The sequence below is a fragment of the Candidatus Magnetaquiglobus chichijimensis genome (genome assembly GCF_045865675.1).
Classification (GTDB): domain Bacteria; phylum Pseudomonadota; class Magnetococcia; order Magnetococcales; family Magnetaquicoccaceae; genus Magnetaquiglobus; species Magnetaquiglobus chichijimensis.
Genome location: NZ_BAAFGK010000005.1, coordinates 177656 through 201299 on the forward strand (window position 1 = coordinate 177656; position 23644 = coordinate 201299).

The 23644-nt window shown below is 58.7% G+C and carries 20 protein-coding genes; 8 read left to right on the top strand and 12 right to left on the bottom strand.

All coding sequences use genetic code 11. The features are described from left to right. Positions 1 to 90 precede the first annotated feature (90 nt). From dprA to ACOY6C_RS14705, 3 genes are read right to left on the bottom strand one after another with little or no spacing between them, the layout of a single operon-like run. A complete protein-coding gene (dprA, locus tag ACOY6C_RS14695; RefSeq protein ID WP_420906270.1) occupies positions 91 to 1251 on the bottom strand; it encodes a DNA-processing protein DprA in 1161 nt (386 codons plus the stop codon). Between the two features lie 3 nt (positions 1252 to 1254). Continuing rightward, complete coding sequence (plsY, locus tag ACOY6C_RS14700; protein WP_420906271.1) at positions 1255 to 1863, bottom strand: glycerol-3-phosphate 1-O-acyltransferase PlsY; 609 nt, start codon at positions 1861 to 1863, stop codon at positions 1255 to 1257. Next, positions 1860 to 3035 carry a TRAP transporter substrate-binding protein gene (locus ACOY6C_RS14705; RefSeq protein WP_420906272.1) on the bottom strand — a complete coding sequence of 392 codons (1176 nt, stop codon included), beginning with the start codon at positions 3033 to 3035 and terminating at the stop codon, positions 1860 to 1862. The genes plsY and ACOY6C_RS14705 overlap by 4 nt, the downstream gene beginning before the upstream one ends. A gap of 133 nt (positions 3036 to 3168) precedes the next feature. Here ACOY6C_RS14705 and ssb point away from each other — a divergent pair, with 133 nt between their 5' ends. Further along, positions 3169 to 3744: a single-stranded DNA-binding protein gene (gene ssb, locus ACOY6C_RS14710; RefSeq protein ID WP_420906273.1), complete on the top strand. Its 576-nt coding sequence runs from the start codon at positions 3169 to 3171 to the stop codon at positions 3742 to 3744. A 166-nt stretch (positions 3745 to 3910) separates the two neighbouring features. On the opposite strand, the gene ACOY6C_RS14715 is transcribed toward ssb, so the two are convergent. Next, positions 3911 to 6040 carry an adenosylcobalamin-dependent ribonucleoside-diphosphate reductase gene (locus ACOY6C_RS14715; RefSeq protein WP_420906274.1) on the bottom strand — a complete coding sequence of 710 codons (2130 nt, stop codon included), beginning with the start codon at positions 6038 to 6040 and terminating at the stop codon, positions 3911 to 3913. 243 nt (positions 6041 to 6283) lie between these two features. On the opposite strand from ACOY6C_RS14715, the gene ACOY6C_RS14720 reads away from it, so the two are divergent. Next, a complete protein-coding gene (locus tag ACOY6C_RS14720; protein WP_420906275.1) occupies positions 6284 to 6952 on the top strand; it encodes a rhodanese-like domain-containing protein in 669 nt (222 codons plus the stop codon). A gap of 135 nt (positions 6953 to 7087) precedes the next feature. On the opposite strand, the gene ACOY6C_RS14725 is transcribed toward ACOY6C_RS14720, so the two are convergent. Together ACOY6C_RS14725 and ACOY6C_RS14730 are read right to left on the bottom strand one after the other, a co-directional pair. Beyond that, the gene (locus ACOY6C_RS14725; protein WP_420906276.1) at positions 7088 to 8341 is read right to left on the bottom strand and encodes a class I SAM-dependent methyltransferase; all 1254 of its coding nucleotides are present in this window, start codon (positions 8339 to 8341) and stop codon (positions 7088 to 7090) included. 28 nt (positions 8342 to 8369) lie between these two features. Beyond that, positions 8370 to 10148, bottom strand: a complete 1779-nt coding sequence (locus tag ACOY6C_RS14730; RefSeq protein ID WP_420906277.1) for a carbamoyltransferase C-terminal domain-containing protein — start codon at positions 10146 to 10148, stop codon at positions 8370 to 8372. Positions 10149 to 10446: 298 nt separating this feature from the next. Between ACOY6C_RS14730 and ACOY6C_RS14735 the strand changes: the two genes are divergently transcribed. After that, complete coding sequence (locus ACOY6C_RS14735) at positions 10447 to 11133, top strand: N-acetylneuraminate synthase family protein (RefSeq protein WP_420906278.1); 687 nt, start codon at positions 10447 to 10449, stop codon at positions 11131 to 11133. A gap of 102 nt (positions 11134 to 11235) precedes the next feature. Here the strand turns inward: ACOY6C_RS14735 and ACOY6C_RS14740 are convergent, their stop codons facing one another. Continuing rightward, positions 11236 to 11937: a glycosyltransferase family 2 protein gene (locus ACOY6C_RS14740; RefSeq protein ID WP_420906279.1), complete on the bottom strand. Its 702-nt coding sequence runs from the start codon at positions 11935 to 11937 to the stop codon at positions 11236 to 11238. After that, entirely contained in the window at positions 11934 to 13703 is a 1770-nt protein-coding gene (locus tag ACOY6C_RS14745; protein ID WP_420906280.1) for an NAD(P)-dependent oxidoreductase, read from the bottom strand. Before ACOY6C_RS14745 ends, ACOY6C_RS14740 begins: the two co-directional genes overlap by 4 nt. Positions 13704 to 14278: 575 nt before the next feature. Here ACOY6C_RS14745 and ACOY6C_RS14750 point away from each other — a divergent pair. The 4 genes from ACOY6C_RS14750 to ACOY6C_RS14765 all read left to right on the top strand — a co-directional run bounded on the left by ACOY6C_RS14750 (position 14279) and on the right by ACOY6C_RS14765 (position 19190). Next, positions 14279 to 15145 carry an ABC transporter permease gene (locus ACOY6C_RS14750; RefSeq protein ID WP_420906281.1) on the top strand — a complete coding sequence of 289 codons (867 nt, stop codon included), beginning with the start codon at positions 14279 to 14281 and terminating at the stop codon, positions 15143 to 15145. Positions 15146 to 15157: 12 nt separating this feature from the next. After that, positions 15158 to 16438: an ABC transporter ATP-binding protein gene (locus ACOY6C_RS14755; protein ID WP_420906282.1), complete on the top strand. Its 1281-nt coding sequence runs from the start codon at positions 15158 to 15160 to the stop codon at positions 16436 to 16438. A 91-nt stretch (positions 16439 to 16529) separates the two neighbouring features. Next, positions 16530 to 17765, top strand: a complete 1236-nt coding sequence (locus ACOY6C_RS14760; protein WP_420906283.1) for a radical SAM/SPASM domain-containing protein — start codon at positions 16530 to 16532, stop codon at positions 17763 to 17765. A gap of 324 nt (positions 17766 to 18089) precedes the next feature. Beyond that, positions 18090 to 19190 carry a B12-binding domain-containing radical SAM protein gene (locus ACOY6C_RS14765; RefSeq protein WP_420906284.1) on the top strand — a complete coding sequence of 367 codons (1101 nt, stop codon included), beginning with the start codon at positions 18090 to 18092 and terminating at the stop codon, positions 19188 to 19190. A 257-nt stretch (positions 19191 to 19447) separates the two neighbouring features. Here ACOY6C_RS14765 and ACOY6C_RS14770 read toward each other — a convergent pair whose 3' ends face one another. The 3 genes from ACOY6C_RS14770 to petA all read right to left on the bottom strand — a co-directional run bounded on the left by ACOY6C_RS14770 (position 19448) and on the right by petA (position 22153). Then, on the bottom strand, positions 19448 to 20269 hold the full coding sequence (locus ACOY6C_RS14770) for a cytochrome c1 (protein ID WP_420906285.1): 822 nt from the start codon (positions 20267 to 20269) through the stop codon (positions 19448 to 19450). 27 nt (positions 20270 to 20296) lie between these two features. Next, positions 20297 to 21511 (bottom strand): cytochrome b, encoded by a 1215-nt coding sequence (locus ACOY6C_RS14775; RefSeq protein WP_420906286.1) that lies wholly within the window; start codon positions 21509 to 21511, stop codon positions 20297 to 20299. Positions 21512 to 21580: 69 nt separating this feature from the next. Continuing rightward, positions 21581 to 22153 carry a ubiquinol-cytochrome c reductase iron-sulfur subunit gene (petA, locus tag ACOY6C_RS14780; protein ID WP_420906287.1) on the bottom strand — a complete coding sequence of 191 codons (573 nt, stop codon included), beginning with the start codon at positions 22151 to 22153 and terminating at the stop codon, positions 21581 to 21583. A 195-nt stretch (positions 22154 to 22348) separates the two neighbouring features. On the opposite strand from petA, the gene ACOY6C_RS14785 reads away from it, so the two are divergent. Beyond that, positions 22349 to 22552, top strand: a complete 204-nt coding sequence (locus tag ACOY6C_RS14785) for a hypothetical protein (protein ID WP_420906288.1) — start codon at positions 22349 to 22351, stop codon at positions 22550 to 22552. A 311-nt stretch (positions 22553 to 22863) separates the two neighbouring features. On the opposite strand, the gene ACOY6C_RS14790 is transcribed toward ACOY6C_RS14785, so the two are convergent. Beyond that, on the bottom strand, positions 22864 to 23622 hold the full coding sequence (locus ACOY6C_RS14790) for a Nif3-like dinuclear metal center hexameric protein (RefSeq protein WP_420906289.1): 759 nt from the start codon (positions 23620 to 23622) through the stop codon (positions 22864 to 22866). Positions 23623 to 23644: the final 22 nt, after the last annotated feature.

Here is a 23644-nt window from a genome sequence, read left to right on the forward strand (position 1 = left end):
CGATGAAGGTTGGAATTCGAGGAAACCGTTCCAGGGTCGATTGTGTTCAAAGACAAGCCGCGTGCCATGCAACCACGAACGGCGCGCCATTCAACCGGGTCGCGTGGTGACGTATCGACCACCAGGCAACCTTTGCACCAGACCGGACAGTTCAAGATGCAGTAAGATGCGTGAAAGCGCGGTCACTGTCAATTGACAACACCGAGCCAGATCATCTTCCTGGGAGGTACCGGCTTCGATGAGGGTCAGAATGGTGGCCGCGTCGCCGGTACACCGACCCGCGGGAGGGTGGAAAGCGCCGGGAGGGGCCGACAGGGCGGACGGAAGCGGCGATGCGGGGCGACTCCAGGCCAGCTCTTCGAGGATGTCGTCGGCCCGTTCCACCAGGCGTGCCCCCTGGCGCAGCAGGTTCAAATTGCCGCGCCGGGTCGGATCGTTGGGTGCGCCGGGCACGGCGAACACCTCGCGACCCTGTTCGAGGGCCATTCGGGCGGTGAGGAGCGCGCCGGAGTTTTCCGGCGCCTCGACGATCACCACGCCGCGCGTCAGCCCCGAAAGGATGCGGGCGCGGGGTGGAAAGACCCAGGGGACCGGTTGCAGACCGAGGGGGGCCTCGCTCACCACGCACCCCTGTTCCGCGATGCGTTGTTGCAACGCCTGATGTTCGCGTGGATAAACCACGTCCAGCCCGGTGGCCACCACCGCCACGGTGGGACCATCGGCCTCCAGGGCGCCGAGATGGGCCGCGGCGTCGATGCCGCGCGAGAGTCCGCTTGCCACGACGATGCCGACGCGGGTGAGCGCTCCGGCCAGCTCCCGACAGAATCCCTGTCCTCTGGGTGTGGCGTGACGGGTGCCGGTGATGGCGATTGCGGTTTCGCCGTGGAGATGACGCGGGTCGCCGACCACGAAGAGGGCGGGGGGCGGATCGTGGATGGCGGCCAGCATGGGCGGATAGTCGGGGGTGCCGAGCAGGAGCATGCGACCGCCCAGGGCATGCAACCGGTTGAGTTCGTTGGCGATCGGCTGGATGGGAATGTCGCGGCGGAAGGTTTCCAGAATCCGGATCAGGGCCGGGCGGATGCCGGGAATGGCGGACAGGCGACCGCGCGAGGCGGTGAGCACCGCTTCCGGGCTACCCAAATGTTCGATCAGTTCCGCGATCTGGACCGGTCCGATGCGTGGCGAGCGGATCAGGCGCAACCAGTCGATGGCGCGTTCGGGATTCGGATCGTCCAGACGGGCTGTCACGTCTCACCCGTCGGATTGTTTCTTGCCGATGCGCGGTTCGGTTCCGGCGAGCAACCGTTGGATGTTGGCCCAATGGCGCCAGAAGACCAGCAGCGCGATCACGCCATGAATGCCGGGTGCCAGGGCCGGGGCCGGCAGCACGAGCAGGGAGAGCGGACCGACCACGAAGGCGATCAGGGCCGAAAGGGAAGAAATCCGCAGCCATTTGGCCATGCCGATCCAGGTCAGCACCATCAGCAAGCCCGACCAGGGGGTCCAGGCCAGCAGGGCCCCGAGGGCCACCGCCACCCCCTTGCCACCCTTGAAGCCCAGGTAAACCGGATACAGATGGCCCAGGAAGGTACACACCACCGTGGCGGCGGTGATCGGAGCCTCGACGCCGTGCAGCCCGATGGCGATTCCGACCGCCAGGGCCCCCTTGCCGATGTCGAGCAGCAGGGCGATGGCGCCGGCCTTGCGGCCCGCGACCCGCAGCACGTTGGTGGCGCCGATGTTGCCGCTGCCCTGGGCGCGGATGTCGCCGACCCCAGCCAGGCGGGCCACGATCAGGCCGAATGGAACCGCGCCCAGCAGATAGGCGCCGATCAGCGTGGCGATTTCCAGGAGGTTCATGGTTTGGGTGTTGCCTTGCTGGCCGGTTCGGAGCCGGGGGTTGGTTGCGGATTGGTTTTGGGGGGCGCGGTTTTTTTGCTTTTGGCCGGATCGCCCTCCTTTTTGCCGGACGACTCCCGTTTGGCCGGTGCTGGCGGTCCCTGATTGAACGATGCGGCCTTGGTCACCACGCCGGGTTGATTGAGCTCAGTCTCGCACGCTTGAATCGTTTTCTGGCTCAGGGCCTTGAGGGCATCGGAGGTCAGTTCCTGCTCGGTTGGGGTCGGGGTGGCGACGTGGTATTCGGCGGACCACTTATCCAGAATCTTCTTCTCCTGGGAGAAGGCTTGTTCCATGACCCGTGGCAGAACCGTGGAGGCGGCGTGGGTGATCCCCTCTTGCAGCGTCTGGGGGAGTTTGTTGAACCACTCCAGGTGAACCACCAGCACCATCCAGCCGTGCAGATGGCGGGTCTGGTGAAACGCCTTGGCGTTGGCATTGGCGAAGGCGGTGCGGTTGAGCATCTCCGGGGTGGCGGCGATCCCCTGGACCCAGCCGGAGCTGATCGCCTCGGTGAGATCGGAGGCCGGCATGGAAGAGGGTTGCAGGCCGAGCGCCTGGTGGAGTTCGATCATCCACGGATCGTTGGGAACCCGTGTCGGCAGGCCGTTCCAGGTGGGCATTCCGCTGGCCGCGGCGCGAAAGTTCAGCACCCCATAAAATCCGTACGAGCCATAGCCGACCACCAGGAGATTTTTACCTTTCGCCGCCTCGCGCAAGGCGGTGTCCAGAGCGGATCCGGTCAAGCCGCGCACCTGTTCCGGGCGGGTGAAAAGGCGTGGCGTGGCCAGCGCGCGGAACGGGGCCACCTGGCGTGCCAGGGTGAGGGGCGAGAAGAATCCCCCTTCCAGATTTCCGGCGAGGAGTTCCTGCAAGGCGGTCTCCTCGGCCCCTTTCTTGCCGTTGGTGAGCAGTTCCGGACGGATTTTTTTTCCCGAGCCCTCTTCGACCGTCTTGGCGAATTGGGAGAGCGCCTGCACATAGACCACATCCCCCTTGTGGATGGCCGCCAGGCGCATCGGGATGGTTTCGCCGGCATCGGGTGGCGGCGGGGTCGGTTCGGCGTGGAGCGGGGCGATGCAGGCCGAGAGGATCCAGATCAGAAAGGCGATCAGCGGCTTGGGGTGGTGCATGGTGAAGTGTTCTCGATGAAAGGGCCATGGCCGGTGTGGGATGCTTGCAAAACCGGCTGTTTTTTTCTATTGTGCCACGAAGGCGCTTAACAATACACGGCGAAATTTCTCGAAGGCATGGGAGTCTTGGCGGATGTCCAGATCATTGAACAAAGTGCAGTTGATTGGCAATCTGGGCTCGGATCCGGAGGTGCGTTTCACCCAGGACGGGCGTCCCATCGCCAATCTGCGCATTGCCACTTCCGAATCCTGGAAGGATCAGCAGGGGCAGATGCAGGAGCGGACCGAGTGGCATCGGGTGGTCATTTTCGGCAAGTTGGCCGAGATCGCCCAGCAGTATCTGCGCAAGGGGTCCAAGGTTTACATCGAGGGTCAGTTGCAGACCCGCAAGTGGACGGACAATCAGAATCAGGAGCGTTACTCCACCGAGGTGGTATTGCAGCCTTACAACGGTCAGATGATGATGTTGGACTCCCGTCCCGCGGGCATGGGGCCGCAGGGTGGTGGGGCTGGTTATGGTGGTGGTGGTGCGGGCGGGCAGGATTATGGTTCGACCGAGTATCACCGTCCGGCGCCGGCGGCGGGAGGTCGCGGGAGTGGTGGCGGTGGCGGGAGTGGTGGCGGGAGTGGCGGCGGCGGTGGTGCCAGTCATCCGCCGTTGGATGATTTCGCCCAGCCCCCGAGTTTCAGCGACGATATCCCGTTCTGAGCGAAAATGGATGGGGTCCAGGGGCCAATGGCCCCTGGTGGGATCCAAGGGCAAAGCCCTTGGGACTTGGTTGTTGTCTTTGTCTTGTTTTCTTTAAGGCGCGTCTGATCAAGAAAAATTGTCGCGCCCCCGGTCCCCCGCAAACATCGTCACCCTTTCTCGGACATCACAACTTCCCGTAATACCCCTCCTTCAGCGCATCATACAGATTGGCGGCGGTGTGGATCTCCCCGTCATACTCCACCTCTTCATCGCCACGCAGCTCCACACTCTCCCCACTCTCCAACACAAACCGATAGGTGGTGCTGGCCAGATCCTGATTTTTCACCAACACCCCCTGAAACGCCTCGGGATTGAACCGGAACGTGGTGCACCCCTTCAAACCACTCTCGTAAGCCTTGAGATAGATCTCCTTGAACCGGTCATACGGAAAATCGGTCGGCACGTTGATGGTCTTGGAGATCGAAGAATCGATCCACTTTTGCGCCGCAGCCTGAATTTCCACATGATCCTCGGGCGCAATGGAGCTGGCGTCCTGAAAATTGGCCGGCAAACGGGCTGACTCGTCCGTGGCGAAGGGATCGGCCTTGGGATTGATCAGAACACGATAGGCCAGCAGCTCGTAAGAGTAGACATCCACCTTCTCCTTGGTCTTGCGCCCGGCCACGATCACGTTGCGCGAATACTTGTGCGAAAAACTAGGCTCGATGCCGTTGGAACAGTTGTTGCCCAACGACAGGGCAATGGTGCCGGTGGGCGCGATCGAGGTGTGATGGGTGAACCGACAGCCGTGCTCGGCGATCCGCTCCCGCAAGACCGCAGGAAACTGCGCCAGATAACGACTGTAACGGGCCAGCAACACCTTGCCGGACACCTGATCGCCGATACGAATGCCATCGGCGGCCATCTCGGGACGCTTGGCCAGCATGGCGGCATCCACGGTGAACAACTCCGCCATGATCGGCGCCGGCCCCTTCTCCAAAGCCAGCTCGATCCCACATTCGAAACCGATGATCGCCATCTCACGGGAGACAGCCTCGGTGAAACGAACCGAAGCGGCATCGCCATAGGTCATGTTGAGCATGACGATGGTCGAACCCAACCCCATGAACCCCATGCCGTGACGTCGCTTGCGGGCGATCTCGGCGGCCTGCGGGGCCAACGGCAGACCATGGATCTCCACCACGTTGTCGAGCATGCGGGTGAACACCCGCACCACCTCGCGAAACCGCTCCCAATCGAAGGCGGTGCGCGGGGTGAACGGATCACGCACGAAACGGGTCAGATCGATGGAACCGAGCAGACAGGCCCCATGCGGCGGCAAGGGCTGCTCCCCGCACGGATTGGTGGAACGGATCTCCTCGCAGAACCAGTTGTTGTTCATTTCGTTCACCTTGTCGATGAGAATGAACCCCGGTTCGGCATAATCATAGGTGGAGGTCATGATCAGATCCCACAACCGCCGCGCCGGCAGACGACGATAGACCCGACAGGCCACCTCGCCACGGTCGTTGAGGCGATAGGGGGCGTTGATCACCGGCCAGGGACGGTAGACCAGCTCGATGGCAGGGTCCTGCAATTCACGGGCGTTGGCCGGGAAAACCAGATCCCACTCGCGATCCTCCTTGACCGCCTCGATGAAAGGGGTGGTGATCAGACACGACAGGTTGAACTGACGCAAACGGCCATCCTCGCGCTTGGCGCGAATGAAATCCAACACGTCGGGATGGGAGATGTCGAAAGTGGCCATCTGCGCGCCCCGTCGTCCGCCGGCGGAAGAGATGGTCTTGCACATGGCGTCGAAGATGTCCATGAACGACAACGGGCCGGAGGTGCTGGAACCGGCACCCGCCACATAGGCCCCGCGCGGACGCAGCGTGGAAAACTCGTAACCGATGCCACAGCCGGCTTTCAGGGTGAGACCCGCTTCGCGCACCATGTCGAGGATTTCGACCATGGAGTCCCCCACGATGCCGGAGACCGTGCAGTTGATGGTGCTGGTGGCCGGTTTGTGGTCGCCGGCGCCGGCATTCGAGACGATGCGGCCACCGGGAATCGCCCCCTGACGCAGGGCATCGAGAAAACGACGCTCCCAATCGGCACGCTTCTCCTCGGACTCCACCGCCGCCAGGGTGGCGGCCACCCGTTTCCAGGTATCCTCCAGATCCTGATCGACCGGTTCGCCGCTGGAGGTCTTGAGACGATACTTGCTGTCCCAGATGGCCAGCGAGGCGGGTTGCAGATCGATGCCCGTTGACGGACAAGGGCTTGTTTTTGCAAAATCTTCCTTGGGCATTCGCGGTTTCCTGATGCAAAATTTTTAAGTAAAACAATTGATTAATACGAATCTTCACTCTATCACGAATGGATTCGACAAGGAAGGGAGAACCGTTTCACAACAGCCGAGAGAGTCGAAATTTTATCTTTTTTTAATTGCATTCAAGTCAATTGATGTTACCATCCATTTATTTGATCGTGTCCGTTGTCGGACATGCGACCGAAGCAACTCCGAACTCTCCGCAACGAAAGGAACCTTCTCATGAATCCCTCGCGCGTTTGGAAACTCTCGTTCGTGCTCCTGATGCTCTCCTGGCTGATCCCGATCGGCACCGCATCGGCACAGCCGGTCAACATCACCAAGGATCTGGAGAAATTCACCGTCAAGCACGGCAACCAACAGGTCACGGTCATGCGCAATCAAGATACCCGCGCGGTGATCGAACCCGATTTCGCCAAGATCGCCCGCAACTGTCCGCCGTTCTGCATCCAGCCCATGGAGGCGGCGCCAGGGGTCAAGACCATCGAAGAGCTGGAGTTGATTGATTTCATGAGACAAGAGATCAACAACGACACCGGTGTTCTGATCGATGCCCGAACCCCGGATTGGAATGCCCAAGGGGTGATTCCCGGTTCGATCAACATCCCCTATTCGGATATCTCCCCATCGATGGGCGCCAACCCCATGGAGATCGAACGGGTTCTCAAGCCACTCGGAGTGTTGCTCAAGGATTCGGGCGCCCTGGATTTCTCCAAGGCCAAGAGAGTGGCGATCTGGTGCAACGGTCCCTGGTGCGGACAGTCCCACGCCGCCATTCGCGGGTTGCTCGAACTCGGATTCCCGGCAGACAAGATCCTCTACTACCGGGGTGGCATGCAGATGTGGAAACTGTTCGGTTTCACCGTGGTTCCCCCTGCGGATGAGTTGTGATTCGGATCGGATGCGCTTGAATCGCCATCACCGGCAGACTTGCCGGATGGGGGGAGATTTCCCTCACCCCCCATCCGTGGCCTTCCCTTGCGGAAGTTCCACGGGAAACCTGGCTGGATGGGGGGAGATCCCCCCTCACGCCACGTCCTGCGCATCCTGGGTGGACAACAGACCGTGGGGAGCCGGTCCTTCGCGATAGCCCACGAAAAAGTTCAAACCCACGCCGTTGGCGCCACGAAACAGCGCGCGCGTCTGGCCTAGAAACGCCTCCACATGCCCCACCTCACCGGTGGCCAGGATCCGAAACAGCTCTTCGACCTCCCGCAACAACCCTTCCGCGCCCTCTTCCTCTTCGGGAAAACGGTCCAATCCAGCCCGAACCCCGGCCAGCAACCCCTCGGCGGCCCCGGCCAACGCCTTCGGATCCACGCGCCGCGCGGAGGTCACATCGTCAACCTGGGCAACCAGGGTATCGATCAAATGGCTCAAGGAGCGTGAACGCTCCAACCAGATCCGCCCCAGATGGGCATCATCCTCCCGATGCGCCATCCAATGCAGTTCAGCCGCGCCCGCCACGCCGGGATCATTGGTCAGATCGTGCATCACCCCCTTGATGGGGGGATCCACCAGTCGGGACGGCATCAGCGAAGGCCAGGACGAATAGAGCCGCACACCGTGCCGGGAGAACCAGGTCAACACCTCGCCACTGCCGGGACAATCGATTTTGGGATTGACATAGGTATCGTGAATGATCGCCGCGCGGCTGCGTCTTCCGAACCGCTCCGCCCGATCGATATTCTCTTTGAACAGCCGTTCGGCCATGGCCGGGATCTCCGCTTCGTCCCGAGCCAGGGCCTGGATGATCAACCGCTGGAGATTGCGCTGGAACATCCCGGCGCGGGTGCAGATCGCCAACAACAGAAAACCACCCGGCTTCAGACAGGAGGCCAGGCGCGCGAACCCCTCTTCCTTGGCGGCGGTGTGATGCAACACCCCTTCGCAGCTTACGATGTCGAAACGCTCCGCGCCGGGATCGAAGTCGAACAGCGACTGCTCCACGAAACGATAGCGCGCCTCGGAAGGCGCGCGCTTCGCGAAGATGGCGCGCGCCCGTTCCAGGGCCAGGGGATTCATCTCCACCAGAGTCAGATCCGCGCCCCAGCGGCTGTAGAAGATGGCATGCTCCCCGGTTCCGCACCCCAGATCGAGCATGCGGGCGCCGCGAAACAGTTGGGGCGGAAGTTTCAGGTAGTCCCGAAACAGCAGGATCCGCCGCCGCTCCTCTTCGGCCAACCGCTCATCCGACTCCAGAAAACGGACCGACGGGTTTTCCTGCTGGTAGACCCGCAGAACCTCCCGTTCCACCTGTTGACGCTGTTCAATGGTCATGATTGTTTCTCGCTCTCTACCAACCGGATCATGGCTTGCTCACCAGCCACGAACCGATCCAGACATGCCGCAAGCCGGAACGAACGAAGGTGCTCACCGCATCCTCGGGTCCGGCCACCATGGGTTCACCGTGCAGATTGAAGGAGGTGTTCAACAGCGCACCGATGCCGGTACGCGCCTCGAAGGCCGAAATCAACGCATGGTAGCCGGGATTGACCTCCGGAAACACCACATGGGGCCGCGAGGTGAAATCATACGGGTGCAGACCGCTGATCATCTCTGCGCGTCCCAGCGGCGTGGAATCGAAGGCCAGGGTCATGTAGCGGGCATCGAGACGCTTGGGATTGACGAAATAGTCATCAGACCGTTCGGCCAGAACGCTGGATGCGAACGGCATCCAGAAATCGCGCTGCTTGATCATCTCGTTGATCTCGCGCACCACGCCCGAATCGCGCGGATTGGCCAGGATCGAACGGTTGCCCAGGGCGCGCGGTCCGAACTCCCAGCGTCCGGCGCAACGGGCCACCACCTCGCCTCGGGCCAGGATGTCAGCCACGTCGCCCGCATCGGCGCGCCGTACCCGACACCCCTCCGGAATCCCGCCGGCGGCGATGGCCCGTTCCGCCTCCGCATCGGAAAACGCATCCCCCAGATAGGGAGTATCAAACGGGGCGATCGCCTCCACCCGCTCCGCCTCCACCGTCGGATGGGAGGTGGCGGCGATCAGGGCCGCGCCAACGGAGATCGATTCGTCTCCGGAACCGGGCGGCACGAACAGGGAGGTCACCTCGGGCAGTTCCCAGATCACCTTGTTGGCTTTGATGTTCATGGCCACGCCGCCGGTCAACACCACATCCGCGATGCCGGTGGCCGTCACGCCGTTGCGTACCCACTCGGCCAGCAACTCCTCGGTCCGTTTCTGCACCCCCCAGGCGATGCCGTCGAAACGGACCCCTTCGAGACGCTCCTTGAACCAGAAGAAGTGATCCGTCGGTTCGGTGGCATAGGAGAAGCCCAGACCATCGTTTCGCAGGGTCGAGGCATAGACTTCATAGGCCAGACGACCGTACTTCTCGTTGGCATAGGGTGCCAACCCCATGGTCTTGAAGGCGTGTTCGAACTGTTTCATGCCCAAAAGCAGGGTGGCGTAACGGTAGATGCGACCGATGTTGCAACGGCTGTCGCGATGCAGCTCCCGCAGAGGACCGCGCGCGCGCGCCTCCCACACCGTGCCGTTGCAACCATCCCCGCCGCCATCCGTGGTGAAGACCAGCGTATCATCGCGACGCGCGGATTGGGCCAGATAACCATACCAGGCGTGACAGGTGTGATGGTCGTGGACGCTGATCCGCTCGACGGGCAGACCGCTGTAGGCTTGCAGATGCTTCAGGCGCGCCTTGAGCATCCCTTCGGCGTCATCCTCGTGGGCGATCAGGCTCTCGTCATAGATGCGTCGGGAAGGGTCTTCCCGATGGGCGAACACCTCGGTATAAACAGGCTTGCCGGTTCCCTCCAGACGCGGTTTCCAATAGTGGGTCTGCTCGCGCCAGAAGTCGGCGATGGAGAAATTCTCCCGTGGAATGAAAAAATATTTCGGCGGCAGCCGGCGCGTGGCCAGGGCGATGCGATCGACCTGACCCATGGTCACCCCCGCCAGTCGCAACACACCCTCCACCGCGTGAAAGGGAAAGCCGGAACGGGTGGTCTGGCGGGTGGGTCGATCCTCGCTCATGGCCGCCACCAGCTTGCCATCCACCAGAAGGGCCGCGCTCGCGCCGTGTCCGTCGTGGATCCCGAGAATGATCATGATTCTTTGCCTCGCTTATCGGCTGGTGATCGCAATCCTGACAGGATGGGGGGATCCCCCCATCACCCCCGACCGTGGATCGCCGGGATCGAGGGATTGGAAAAGGACTCTAACGCATGGTCCAGGGGTGGTCAATGTCCTGGTTTCCGTTAGTCATTAGAAGCCGGGATGGGAAAAATCTTTACCGATCGCACCGCCGCGCCTAAGATGAAGCCGTTAGACAAGGCGCTCCGCCAAAACGGGCGTTCAAACGAACCAATGGACACGAAACCGATTTTTCTTGCAAGGATACCCCATCATGATGTTCATCGCGGAAATCGGCATGAACCATAACGGCCACTTCGCCCTGGCCGGTGAGTTGATCCGTCAGGCCAAACTGGCCGGAGCGGATGTGGCCAAGATGCAGCTCGGCTGGCGGGACGGCGAGGGGGAGATCAACCGTCTGACCCCGGAGATCATTGCCCAGCTCTATCGCATCGCGGAATTTTATCAAATCGAGCTGCTGTTCTCGGTGATCCGTTCCGATGCCTGGGAGATGCTGCGACCGTTTCAACCCAAACGGATCAAGATCGCCTCGCGCACGGTCAACGACCATCCGGATCTGGTGCGCGGGATCGTCGCCACCGGCCTGCCGGTGATCATCTCGCTGGGCATGTGGCAGGGGGAGGGTCTGCCGTTCGGAGAGCCGGAGAATGTCTCCTATCTCTGGTGCCGCTCCAGCTATCCGGCCCAGCCCTGGGATCTGACCGCTCTGCCCAAATCGTTCGACGGCTCACCCTATGCGGGCTACAGCGACCATTCGCTGGGCATCGAGGTGCCGCTTCTGGCCATCGCGCGCGGAGCCCGGATCATCGAAAAACATTTCACCCTGGACAAATCCGATACCACCATCCGCGATCATGTCCTGAGCGCCACCCCCGACGAGTTCGCACGCATGGTGACCCTGGGGCGCGGCATGCGGCGTTATCTGGACATGGCGGTGTGATGAAATCGTTTCTCGTCATTTCTACCGATACGCCTCACCATCGGTATTTTTCAAGGCTCAATCTGGATTCCTGAGGCTTGCGCAACGAATCCTGGTCGGATTTCAGGGAACGCCGTTTCCCTTCTCCTGAGCCGCGATGCGTGTATGCAATTTCTGGTCGTAGATGGCCACATCCGCGTGGTTGAGGGTGCGGTTGGCGGCGTGATGGCGGTATTTGTAGAACGGAAACTCCAACCGTCCGATGCGGTATTTGGCCTCGAACCGGAGCCGCAATTCGTGTCCCTCGCGCATCTTGAACTCCGGATCGTACAACCCGATGTCAAACAGACACTCCTTGCGGAACATGATGCCGCAGGCGATCGGATCTTCCATGCAGTTGAAGCGACCCAGGGTGTTCTCCAGATGGTCCACCTTCACGTAATCGATGGCCACCGCCTGATACTGGCGGTTGACATCCAGGAAGAGCTTCATGATCTGTAGACAACTGCGGTTGAGATAATCGTCGGCATCGACGCGGATCACATAACGTCCCCTGGCCTGACGGATGGCGTTGTTCAAGGCCACGGGCAATCCCTGGTTGGTTTCGTGGATCAGCACGCGCAGATTTTTCAAGACCGTCAGATTGGCCAGTACTTCACGGGTATGGTCGAGGCTGCCATCATTGATCACCAGGATTTCGAACGCCCCCTGGGTCAACCCTTCCTGATGGCTGATGCTGCGCACGCACCGTTCCACCCAGTCGCCCTGATTGTAGCAGGCGACGATCACGGAGATATCGGGAAGATAGACGAGTTCCTTGCTCATGGGTTGGTCCGTCGAACGGCTGTCAGATGCTCCCGCACCGCCGCGAGGGCGAAACGGGCGGCCTTGAGTTCCGAATCCCGCGTCAGACCGGCGATGTGCGGGGTGATGAGCAGATGGTCATGGGTGGCGGCATACCGGATCAGGGGATGGCGACGTTTGTCGGAGAGGAATTCGTCCGAGATCACATCCAGTCCGGCGGCGGCCAGATGGCCGGATTCCAGGCTGGCGAGCAGCGCGGACTCATCGACGATCTCCCCGCGTGAGACGTTGATGAAGATCGCGCCGGGTCGCATGGCGGCAAACCAGGAACCATCGACCATGCCGGTGGTGGAGGCGTCCAGGTGGACCGCGATCAACACGATGTCGGCCACGGCCAGCACCGCCGCGTGGGAGTCGAGTTGTTCCACGCCGGGGGCGGTGATGGTTTTGTGAGGATCGAAGGCCACAACCCGCATGCCGAAGGGTTGGGCATAACGGGCCACGTTGCCGCCGATGCGACCGAATCCGATGATGCCCAGGGTGCGTCCCTGGAATTCGACGGCGCGCAGTTCATCTTCGATGTCGCGCCAGTAGCCTTGTCGGACCCGTTCGGCGGCCTGGGGGAGCTTGCGCACCGTGGCCATGATCAGGGCCCAGGTGAACTCCGAGGAGGCCTTGATGGTGTGGACGAAATCGCTGTCCTTGAGGCATGAGACCGGCAGGTCGCGGGCGGCGCACCAGAGCCGGTCGATGTGATTGGAGCCGGTGGAGGGGGTGGCCAGGATGCGCAGACGACCCCCGGAGCGCTCCAGCAGCGCGGCATCGATGGTGTAGGTGGGGCACGGGGAGCAGATCCAGCCATCCACCTCGCCGAGCAGCTCCGCCACCTGATCGCGACTGGCGCCGTGGGCCAGGATGCAATCGGCGAATTCACTCAGTTCGGCGCGAATCTCGGGCAGAAAGTGAATCGGCGTGGTCACCAGCACCACGGGCCGTCCCCCCTGGATCAACCGTTCCACGCGGGACTCTTCGACCGGGACCGGGCGGTTGTCGCAGAAACCGTGACGCATCAGACATTCGGCCAGGGTGAAATCGAGCCGTTCATCGATGTTGACCGACCGTTCCGGTTCCATGAGATAGGGTCGGCTGTCGGCGCCGTGCCGGCTTTCCAGTTCGACGATGGCACGCCGTGTCATGGCGTAGATGGCGCCGTTGCGGATGTAGGATGGGGGCTTGAGATCCTGACGCCGCGAGCCGATGGCCGGTTCGGGATACTCCCCGGTGAAATCGACGATTTGGTCATCCACGATTCGTTTCAGGCGGATCGGATGTTTTTCACCGGTATCCACCATGCTGATCACCGAATCGGCGCCGGTTGAGATCAGTTTTTGCAGGGCGCCATCCACGTCGCGTCCATCCCGCAGCGGCGAGACGCAGGGCAGCTCCACCACATAGTCGTAACGCACGCCGAGGATCCGTTCGGTCTCCAGGACCGCGTAACGCAACGAGGGGGCCGAGGCGATCAGATCGCCGGAGAGTTCGGCGGGACGCAAGAAGGGGGTTGCCGCCCCGTAACGCCGGGCGATTGCGGCATAGCGTTCGCTGTCGGTGGAGACCACCACATCCGTGACCAGTCTGGCATCCAGCCCGGCCCGAATCGAATAGGCCATCAACGGATGTCCCAGAATGGGACGGATGTTCTTGTCGGGAATCCCCTTGGAGCCGCTTCTGGCCTGAATCACGGCAAGAATCCGGGGGGATGGGGAGGAAGCGGTGAAATCGGACATGGCGTGGATGACTCTGTTTCGATGTGGACGGACGGATCCATCATAGCGCAAATGCACGGAGGATTTCCACTCTGGCCTTGCCTTTGGCTGCAACCACTCGATTCACAAATATTCACCGTGGAATTCCCTTTCGGGCGTTCCACGGTCGGGAGACATGAAGGTTGATGACTCCTTGACCGGGAAGAAGGATGTGGATTAAAGATTGTAACTTGCATGATGGGTGGACCTTCCTGGCGGGCGTTCCACGGTAACTTGCATGATGGGGGGAGACCCCCCTCACCCCCCGTACCATGGACCTTCCTGGCGGGCGTTCCACGGTAACTTGCATGATGGGGGGAGACCCCCCTCACCCCCCGTACCATGGACCTTCCTGGCGGGCGTTCTACGGTAAGGATGGAAGGGTCTCGGGGGTGATCGTGGATTGTCCATGGCCAGGACAATCATCCACCATTTCCCACGACTTCCCGACACGCCTGACCATGACACATGAATAGGGCCGCATGACGATCCCACCCGCTTCCAACCCGGCAGCATGCGGCCACCGCCCCACCAAACCTCAACGAGATCCACCACCCATGTCCGATCATCCTGGGATTGAGCCTTTGGAAGAGACCCTCTACACATCCGATTCCAACGTCATCCATCCTGTCGCGATCCTGCGTTCGGTGTTACGCAATTTTTGGAAATCGCGTGAATTGGCATGGCTGTTGATTGTTCGTGAAACCAAGCAACGTTACAGACAATCCAGATTTGGTCTTCTCTGGATCCTGATCACCCCGTTATTGTCAACCTTGATTTTTGCACTGCTGTTGCACAAAAAAATATTAAATATTGAATCCACCGACATTCCCTACCCGATCTATGTCATGCTTGGAACCATGCTCTGGCAAATCTTTTCGGAAAGCATCACCACACCCTTGAAGTCGTTCAATTCGTTCGTTCCCATCATGATCAAGATCAACATGTATCGGGAAGCGCCGATTTTGTCCGGTCTGGTTCAGGTTCTCTTTCTCATGGCCATGCAACTGGTATTGACCGGAATGCTGCTGGCCTTTTTCCATGGCATTTCACCATCCATCCTGCTTGTTCCACTCCTGATTCTGCCACTGATTCTGTTCGGTACCGCCATTGGCATTCTTCTGGTGCCTCTGGGCGTTCTTTACAAGGATGTCGGCGAGGGAACCAACGTGCTGCTGCGCATTGGCTTTCTGGTGACCCCCATTGCCTATCCGGCCCCACAGGAGTGGCCGTGGTCCTTGTTGATGACGCTCAATCCGGTTGTTCCGTTGTTGCAGGGGTGTCGGGATTGGATGGCCAAGGGGGTGATGAGCGATCCGTTCGCCTATGGGATGGCCAGTGGTGGCGCGTTGTTGCTGTTGATGATCGCGCTGATTTTTTATCACATCACCATACCGGTCGTCCTGGAAAGATTGGGCGCCTGAGGAACCGATTTCGTGAACGATGAACTGGTTCGGGTGGAGAACGTCTCCAAGAAATTCTGCCGCGATTTGAGACGCTCCTTGCATTACGGCATCACGGACATGATGCGCGCGGTTCGTGGCCAGGCTCGAGAGCACCGGTTGCGCACCGATGAGTTCTGGGCCATCCAGGATGTCTCCTTCTCCCTCAAGCGCGGGGAGATCGTCGGCATCATCGGACCCAACGGGGCGGGCAAAACCACCCTGTTGCGCCTGATCAACGGATTGATTCTCCCGGATCAAGGGCAGATCCATCTGCGTGGCAGAATCGGCGCCCTGATTCAGCTGGGCGCCGGTTTCAGTCCGATCTTAAGCGGTCGGGAGAACATTTTCGTGAATGCCGCCATTCTTGGCATGTCCAAAAGCGAGATCCATCACCGGTTGGATCAGATCATCGAATTTGCCGATATCGGGGAGTTCATCGACTCGCCGGTGCAATCCTACAGTTCCGGGATGCGGGCGCGCCTGGGATTTGCCGTGGCCATCCACATGAATCCGGATATCCTGCTGGTGGATGAAATTCTGGCCGTGGGGGACATGATCTTTCGCAACAAGGCCATGGCGCGCATGCAGCAGCTCGCCCAATCCGGCATGGCGATCATCTTCATTTCCCACAATCTCGATCAAGTGGATCGTCTCTGCACCAGAGCCATCTTTTTCAAGAGCGGTCAATGCGTCGCCGATGGTCCGACACGGGAGATCATTACCCGCTATGTCGCGGCCTGCACGCCGCAGGTCAAAGGGGCCCAGTATCTTCACCATCCCGGCACGGAACAGACCCTGTGGGTTGAACAGGTCTCGTTGCACAATGACGCCGGCGAAGCGATACAACAGCTTGAATCCTGTGCGCCGTTGATCTTGCGCATGACGTTTGAAGCCAAGGTCGATCTCGAGGCGCCGATCTTTTTTTTCATGATCGAAGCGCCGGCCCGACAAGTCATTGCCGCGATCATCACCCAGAGTTCCGATCACGGGGAGCGGCCCTCCTTCCTGCGCGGACGACATACCCTGGAGGCAAGAATTCCCCATTTATCCTTGTTGCCAGGGCATTATACATTCCGTGCATCCGTATTCAAAAAAGGCAAGGTGGAGATGATTGGCCGCATTACCCAATTGGCCCATTTACAGATCATACCCTATGCCCAACAAAGCATCATTTCCAACGAAAACGTTTTTGTCGAATTGGCCTCCTCATGGCAAGCCTTGGACCCATGCCATCCCGACGAGCAGCGGAACATGCAACAGGAAATGGTATAATCTTCCGACAATCAAACAGATGATCAACCATCTGGATGGACAGCGCATTTCGGAAGATCCTTATTGAAAATGAATTCGATTTGCCATATTCTTGACATCGCCATTCATCAAGTCCGGTTCAACCAAAAAAAGTGCCATGAAATCAGTTATCGACCATTTGCAAGCCAATCTGCGGCGGCTCTTCTCCGGCACCTCTTCTGAAAAGCGGAAACCAGAAGTGAATGGGTTGAACCCAATCAAAAAACTGTTGCACTCCCTCGAAACCGTTTCCGCGGATGCGTATCACAAAGAGTCGTTCCAAAACCACCAAACAATCGCCACACTCCCGAAGAAAATGGGAGAAATCGAGATCAACGACTCCTGCAACCTCAACTGCAGCATGTGTCAGACGGCCCTGTCCACGCGTCAGAAAGGGTTGATGAATCTGGATCTCTTTGAAGAGACGGTCAAGGCCAGCGTTGCGGCTGGGATCACCCGCACCAATCTGCATACCATCGGCGATCCGCTGATGAACAAAAAACTGCGCGATTATCTGGCGATTCTGCGCCAATACAAACTTCCCGTGAATGCTCTGTCCACAAATGGACTGCTTCTGGAACGCCACCTGGATCTGCTGTTCGAATACCGGGATGTCATACGTTCCATGCGCTTCTCCATTGATGCCGTGAACCCGGAAACCTACGCGAAGATCCGGGTAGGCGGGAATTTGAAGAGTCTGCATGAAAATTTGATCCAATTCGTCACCAGGAACAATCAAGCCGAAAATCCCTATCCGATTGGCATCAATGCGGTGGTCTCCATGGACAATTACCATGAGATCGCATTCATTCCAATGGTATTTTCCTATGTCGCCCGACCTGAGAAATTCACGTTTCATCACATCTCTTCGCTGAGTCCGGACAACGTGTATTTCAACACCAAAAGCTGCTTTCCCATGCAGGCCAGATCCGCAACGCCGTGTGACATGTTGTGGAACAGCATCTATACCCTCAAGGAAGGTGTTTTGACATGCTGTTGTCGGGATTACAATGGCGATAACGTTTTTGGCAAGATCGGTGAAGATTCATTGGAAAAGCTGTTCAACGGTCCGCTGATTCAGTCCTGGAGACAGGCCCATCTGACCGGGGATTTCGATCGGATGCCTTCAGCCTGTCAGACCTGCTATTGTGTTGACCCACGCCTGGATCAACTGCTTCATGCCATCATCCAATATTTTTACGTGGATATCCGGAAACATCCGGTCTATTTGCAGAGTGTCTTGGACCAGATGCTGCCTTGTTTGCAGGCAAAGGATTACGGCACGGTCGGAAAGATTGTTGGACTGTAACGATTCAGGACCCCACTTTTGCAGGGATCCGGGGACCCGCAAGGTCTCCGGCATCTGACCGGGAGGTAATCCATGAAGGTCGTTATCATCAATCCTGTCAACCAGGGACGGGGACCCAATGCCTTCCGTCCTCCCTTTGGATTGTTGTGCATCTCTTCGGTCCTGTTGAAGCGCCATGTGGAAGTGGTCTGGATCGATGCCGACGTCCTACGCGATCATGACCGGGTGATGCAGCTGATTGGCGAGCACCCGGACGCGGATCTGCTGGCCACGGGTGGCATGCATTCGTGTTATCCCTACATCAAGCAGCTGTTCAAAGATCTGGTGGCGCGCCACAACACCATCCCCACCATCCTGGGTGGTCGCATCGCCTCCTCCATCAAGCATATCCTCTGGGCGTATATTCCGGGAATCGACATGCTCTGCGAGCAGGAAGGCGAACCGGTCATCGATGCCTTGATCAACAATCTCCCGAATTGGGAGAATACACCCGGAATCCAATATAAAAAGGATGGGCAACTGATCGTCAATCCCCCAGCCGCAACCATATCCGCCCTGGAGAGAATACCAAACCTTCCCTGGCATTTCCTGTCGGATCACTATTTTCCCAAAGGGGTCGGCTTTCTTCTCACCGGACGGGGTTGCCCTTTCAAATGCCACTTCTGTCGCGTGGAAGATCAACCCACCGAAAAGTATCGTACCATCGAAATGGATGAGATCATGAAAGATGTGCGCTACATGATCGAACAGCGCAAGGTGTCTAAAATCATCATTATCGATGAACTGTTTATGCAAAAAAAATCACGGGTCATGGAATTCTGTCAAAGAATCAAGGAATTCAAGATCGAATGGCGTTGCAGTACCAGGGGAGACTCCATCACGGAAGCGGATCTGCCCCTGTTGCATGCGATGCGGGATGCCGGGTGCCGGGAGTTGAACGTGGGTCTGGAAACCGGCAGCCGCGAAATGTTGGTGCGCATGAACAAAAAACTCAACCTGGAGCGCGCGGAACGCAGCATTCAACTGGTCAGACAGACTGGCATGGCAATCAATCCGACTTTCATCTTTGCCTATCCGGGAGAAACCAGAAAAACCGCTTTGGAGAGCATACGCTGGCGCAAAAAGATGAATCTGCCTGGCGGGTATTTCTATGCAACCCCCTATCCGGGTTCGGAATTGTATAACGAATGGATTGCAAAGCACAATTACAGCATCGAAATGGAAGAGAAACTGTTGACTCAATCCCTGAGCTTGAAGAATTTCAGAGTCAACATGACCGATATGCCGGATTGGCGGGTGAAACTGCTGAATGCAGAGTGTTTGTTTCGTCTCAACCCGCTCAATTATAATTATTATCACTACATCAGGAAGCCTTTGCGAGCCTTGAGAAAGCAACTGATTGCAGCTGTCAGACATGAGCGTTGACAGGTGAGGGCTGCGTGTCTTCAGATGTGTTAGAGGCTGTTCGGCAATGGCCAAACCGCCTCTAGGCGCGTGAAAAAGCAAAGGCAAAGTCGCGGCTCCTGCCCGCCCCCCCCGCCAGGAGCGATCATCGGCCTCTGGCCCCCCGTGAGGACGTTTCCTTGGCCACCATCGCCACCCCATGATCTCCCACCCACCCCAACAAAAAACCCCCCGTCTCCGGGGGGCTTTTGCACACCATCGCTTTCAAGACCAATCCGTCAATGCACCTTGGCCCAAATGCGCCGCTTGACCGCATAGAACATCACCGTCAAGATCACCAGATACAACATCACCTTCAAACCCAACGCCTTGCGCTCCATAAGAGTCGGCTCGGCGGCCCAGGCCAGAAACGTCACCACATCCTGCGACATCTGCTTCAACGAACTCTCCACCCCGTCCGGATAGGTCACCGAACCATCGTTGAGCGGTTGAGGCATGGCCAGGAAATGACCCGGAAAATACTTGTTGAAGTTTTCGTTGGCCTGAATGCGGGTCAGGATCTCCTTGACCTTCTCGGGCTGATGGGCATCCACACCCAATGCCGAGGAAAGCTCCTTCAACTCCCCATCCGACAAGGCGCCATCCTCCATCACCTTCTGCACCAGGGCACGATCGGCATCGGTCAGATATCCGGTCAGAACGGCATAGGCGTAATCCTCATAGCCCTTGCGCGCCTTGGTGATCAACGAAAGATCCGGCGGCATGACACCAAAAGTGTCCTTGGCGGCCACGGGATCCATGGGGCTGGTCATGCGGTCCTTCTTGTTGTGACTCTGCCCCTCGGCCAGCGCGATCACCTCGGCCTCGCTGAAACCAAGCTGTTTCAACGCATCGAACTTGATGTACTTGATGGAGTGGCAGGCCATGCACACCTCCACCGCCACGCGGGCGCCACGCTTGAGAGCGGCTTGATCGAACTGCCCGAAAACCCCGTGAAAACCCCAGGATTGGGTGGGCAGCGCGGGACCGCCGGAAGCGGCCAGAGCCGGTTGGGGAAGAACCACCGCTGCCGCCAGGGCCACGGTTTTAAGGAATTTCATGAAGTCCATGTTGGCATGCTCCCCTTCTTACAAGCTTTTGGGCACGGGTTGGGGTTTCTCGATATCGAACGCGGTGATGATCCACAACAGGATGAAATACCCGAAGTAGATGGCCGTGCAGGTGCGACCCACGACGATCAACGGCAGGGCGCCGTTGAAACGGGTGGCATCCGCCGGATTGTACCCCACCCAGCCCAACAGGAAGCAGTCGATGACGAAAATCCAGAAGAGTTGACGGCTCAACGGACGATAGCGGAACGAACGAACCGGCGAGCGATCCAGAAACGGCAGGATGAACAGGATGGCGATGGCGGCGATCATGGCGATGACGCCAGCCAGCTTGCTGTAGGATCCCAAAAAGTCAATCGAACGCAGAATGGCATAGAAGGGGAGGAAATACCACTCCGGCACGATGTGGGCCGGGGTCTGCATGGGATTGGCCGGGATGTAGTTGTCTGGTTCCAAAAAGAAGTTGGGAATGAAGAAGACGAAGGCACAGTAGACCAGCAAAAACACCCCCATCGAGAAGAGATCCTTGATGGTGATGTAGGGATGGAACGGGATGGTGTCCTTGTGCTCGTCGAGTTCGATGCCGTCCGGATTGTTGGAGTGAACCGCGTGCAAGGCCCAGAGGTGGACGATCACCACGCCGAAGATCACGAAGGGCAACAAAAAGTGCAGCGCGAAGAAACGGTTCAGGGTTGGATCGCCCACCGCGAAACCACCCCAGATCCAGACCACCAGCTCCTCGCCGACCACCGGAATGGCGCTCATCAGGTTGGTGATCACCGCGGCGCCCCAGTAGGACATCTGACCCCAGGGCAGCACATAGCCCATGAAGGCGGTGGCCATCAGCAAGAAGAAGATGATGATGCCGAACCACCAGAGGATCTCGCGCGGGGCGCGGTGGGAACCGTAGTACATGCCACGCAGGATGTGGATGTAGACGGTCATGAAGAAGAAGGTGGCGCCGTTGGCATGCATGTAGCGCAACAGCCAGCCGTAGTTGACATCGCGCATGATGTGCTCGACCGCGTCAAAGGCCAGGTTGGCGTCCGGCTTGTAGTGCATGGCCAAAAACAGCCCGGTCAAGAGCATGACAATCAGACAAAACAGGGCCAACGAACCAAAAACCCACCAATAGTTGAGATTTTTGGGCGTTGGGTATTCGGTGGCTTGACTTTTGATCAAAGCCGTGACGGGCAGACGAGCATCCACCCAATCCATGATCGATTTAGACACCGTGAGGACTCCTTGCGTGGCGCACTTTTTGGTGAGGATGGTTCTTCATGAGGCGTTTCATGGTCCGGATCAGCCGACCGCCTTGCCGATCACGAGGGTCTTGTCGTCCTTGAAGGCATAGAAGGGGACTTCGAGGTTCTTGGGAGCCGGACCTTGACGGATGCGTCCCGAGGTATCGTAGTGGGAGCCGTGGCAAGGACAGAGGAAACCGCCGTAATTCCCGGTACCGATCGGTTGCGGTACGCAACCCAGATGGGTGCAGATGGCCAGGAGCACGAGATATTCCGGCTTTTGGGCCCGTTCGGCATCCTTGGCCGGATCCGGCAGTTTTTCCGCGTCGCCCTTTTTGGCGGAGGCGATCTGCTCGTCGGTGCGATGGAGGATGAAGACCGGCTTGCCCTGCCAAGGCACGGTGATCATCTGCCCCTTGCCCAGGGCGCTGATGTCCACTTCGGTGGTGGCCTGGGAGAGGACATCAGCGGAGGGGCTCCAGGAGCGGATGAAGGGCCATGCCGCGCCAGCGACACCGACCGCGCTGACTGCGCCGGTGGCCAGGATCAGAAAATCGCGGCGGCTCTCCTCCTCGGGTTGTTCCGGAACCGGTGAATGGGAATGGGCCGTTGAGTGTGCGGAAGCGGACATGAAGTTCTTGACCTGTATCAAATAGGAGGTGATGCGAACCAAGCCGGTTCAAACCTTGCCACTATTTCAAATTGATGGCTTGGAGTCAAGCCCTTTCCATGGAAAATTTTCCACAAGAAGTCTGGCTTTTTTTAAAAAATTAAGGCAATATAGAAAATTCAGACAAAAACATTATCGCCAGTATGGATGACGAACATGGAATGGAAACGTGAAAAACCCAAAGAGCAAGGCTGGTTCTGGTGGAAACCGGTCCCCAACTATGCCGAAGCGGTCCTGATCAAACAGGGATTCGTCTATCGGGTCGGCGTGGTTGAAGGCAAACAGCTTGGTTTATGCGTGGGTCACTGGATGGGTCCCATCGAACCCCCCACCCCTGGCATGGGTGCCGTGCCGGGTTGATGCACGTCTCGTTTGACGGTCGGACGATTCAAGGATCCGGGGTAACTGTTCAGGATTCCCACGATTGCAGGGAACGGAAGACCGCCAAGATCCCCGGCAGAGGTTCGGAGAGTCTCCTGAGGTTGGTTGATTTTAGTTTTTAGCGTGCTCTTCAAAATAAAGCGTTTTTTCGCGTTTTTTGCGAAAAAACGCTGCGCGCTGCCATGTTCGCGGCATCTGGCCCTCGCCGAATGTAGGGGTCCTGAAGCGTTGCGATCCGGGAGTCTTTCGCGCTTCCGGAGCCCTGTCCAATGCCAGGGTCTTGCGAACCGTCAAATCGGATTGGGAATGTCGATGAATTCAAATTCCAGGCCAAAGCGACGTCCCAGCAGCGCACCCACCTCCTGAACTCCGAATTTCTCGGTGCGGTGGTGGCCCGCAGCGATCACATGGATCCCCTCCTCTCGGGCGAAGTGGTAAATCGGCTCGGACGGCTCGCCGGTCAAAAACAGATCCGCTCCCAGATCCTTGGCTTCGCGCACCAGTTCCGGCGCGCCACCCGAACACACCGCCACCCGCCGGATCCGTTCCGGTCCAAATGGCAACACCAGCGGTTCCCCACCCAGAATCTCCCGCACCCGGATGACGAAATTTTCGATCGACTCTTCGTGATCGCTCTCTCCGATGCTGGAGAGATGGGAACCTTGATAAAATCCGAATGGAACCGTCGGTTTTAAGTTGAATTTTTTCAATATCATGGCATTATTGCCATATTCGACGTGTTTGTCGATCGGCAGGTGATAGGCCATGAGGGTCAGATCGCGTTCCAGCAAAAAAGTCAGTCGCGTCTTTAAATTGCCCTGTACCACACGAGAATCCTTGTTCCAGAACATTCCGTGATGTACCAAAATCAGATCCGCCGCCTTTGCATCCGCGGCGCGGAACAGATCCATGCAGGCCGAAACCCCGCCAATCACCCGGCGCACCTTTTCGCGACCGCGCACCTGCACCCCGTTTGGGGTGTAATCGGCGATCGAGGTGACTTGCAGGGTTTCGGCCAAAAATCGTTCCACTTCTATCAAACTGATCAATCGTTCGACTCCTTATTCGAAA

Coding starts and splice junctions, on each gene's coding strand:
- plsY (WP_420906271.1), bottom strand. CDS start 1,863: ATGAACCTCCTGGAAATCGCCACGCTGATCGGCGCCTATCTGCTGGGC.
- ACOY6C_RS14705 (WP_420906272.1), bottom strand. CDS start 3,035: ATGCACCACCCCAAGCCGCTGATCGCCTTTCTGATCTGGATCCTCTCG.
- ssb (WP_420906273.1), top strand. CDS start 3,169: ATGTCCAGATCATTGAACAAAGTGCAGTTGATTGGCAATCTGGGCTCG.
- ACOY6C_RS14715 (WP_420906274.1), bottom strand. CDS start 6,040: ATGCCCAAGGAAGATTTTGCAAAAACAAGCCCTTGTCCGTCAACGGGC.
- ACOY6C_RS14720 (WP_420906275.1), top strand. CDS start 6,284: ATGAATCCCTCGCGCGTTTGGAAACTCTCGTTCGTGCTCCTGATGCTC.
- ACOY6C_RS14725 (WP_420906276.1), bottom strand. CDS start 8,341: ATGACCATTGAACAGCGTCAACAGGTGGAACGGGAGGTTCTGCGGGTC.
- ACOY6C_RS14730 (WP_420906277.1), bottom strand. CDS start 10,148: ATGATCATTCTCGGGATCCACGACGGACACGGCGCGAGCGCGGCCCTT.
- ACOY6C_RS14735 (WP_420906278.1), top strand. CDS start 10,447: ATGATGTTCATCGCGGAAATCGGCATGAACCATAACGGCCACTTCGCC.
- ACOY6C_RS14740 (WP_420906279.1), bottom strand. CDS start 11,937: ATGAGCAAGGAACTCGTCTATCTTCCCGATATCTCCGTGATCGTCGCC.
- ACOY6C_RS14745 (WP_420906280.1), bottom strand. CDS start 13,703: ATGTCCGATTTCACCGCTTCCTCCCCATCCCCCCGGATTCTTGCCGTG.
- ACOY6C_RS14750 (WP_420906281.1), top strand. CDS start 14,279: ATGTCCGATCATCCTGGGATTGAGCCTTTGGAAGAGACCCTCTACACA.
- ACOY6C_RS14770 (WP_420906285.1), bottom strand. CDS start 20,269: ATGAAATTCCTTAAAACCGTGGCCCTGGCGGCAGCGGTGGTTCTTCCC.
- petA (WP_420906287.1), bottom strand. CDS start 22,153: ATGTCCGCTTCCGCACACTCAACGGCCCATTCCCATTCACCGGTTCCG.
- ACOY6C_RS14785 (WP_420906288.1), top strand. CDS start 22,349: ATGGAATGGAAACGTGAAAAACCCAAAGAGCAAGGCTGGTTCTGGTGG.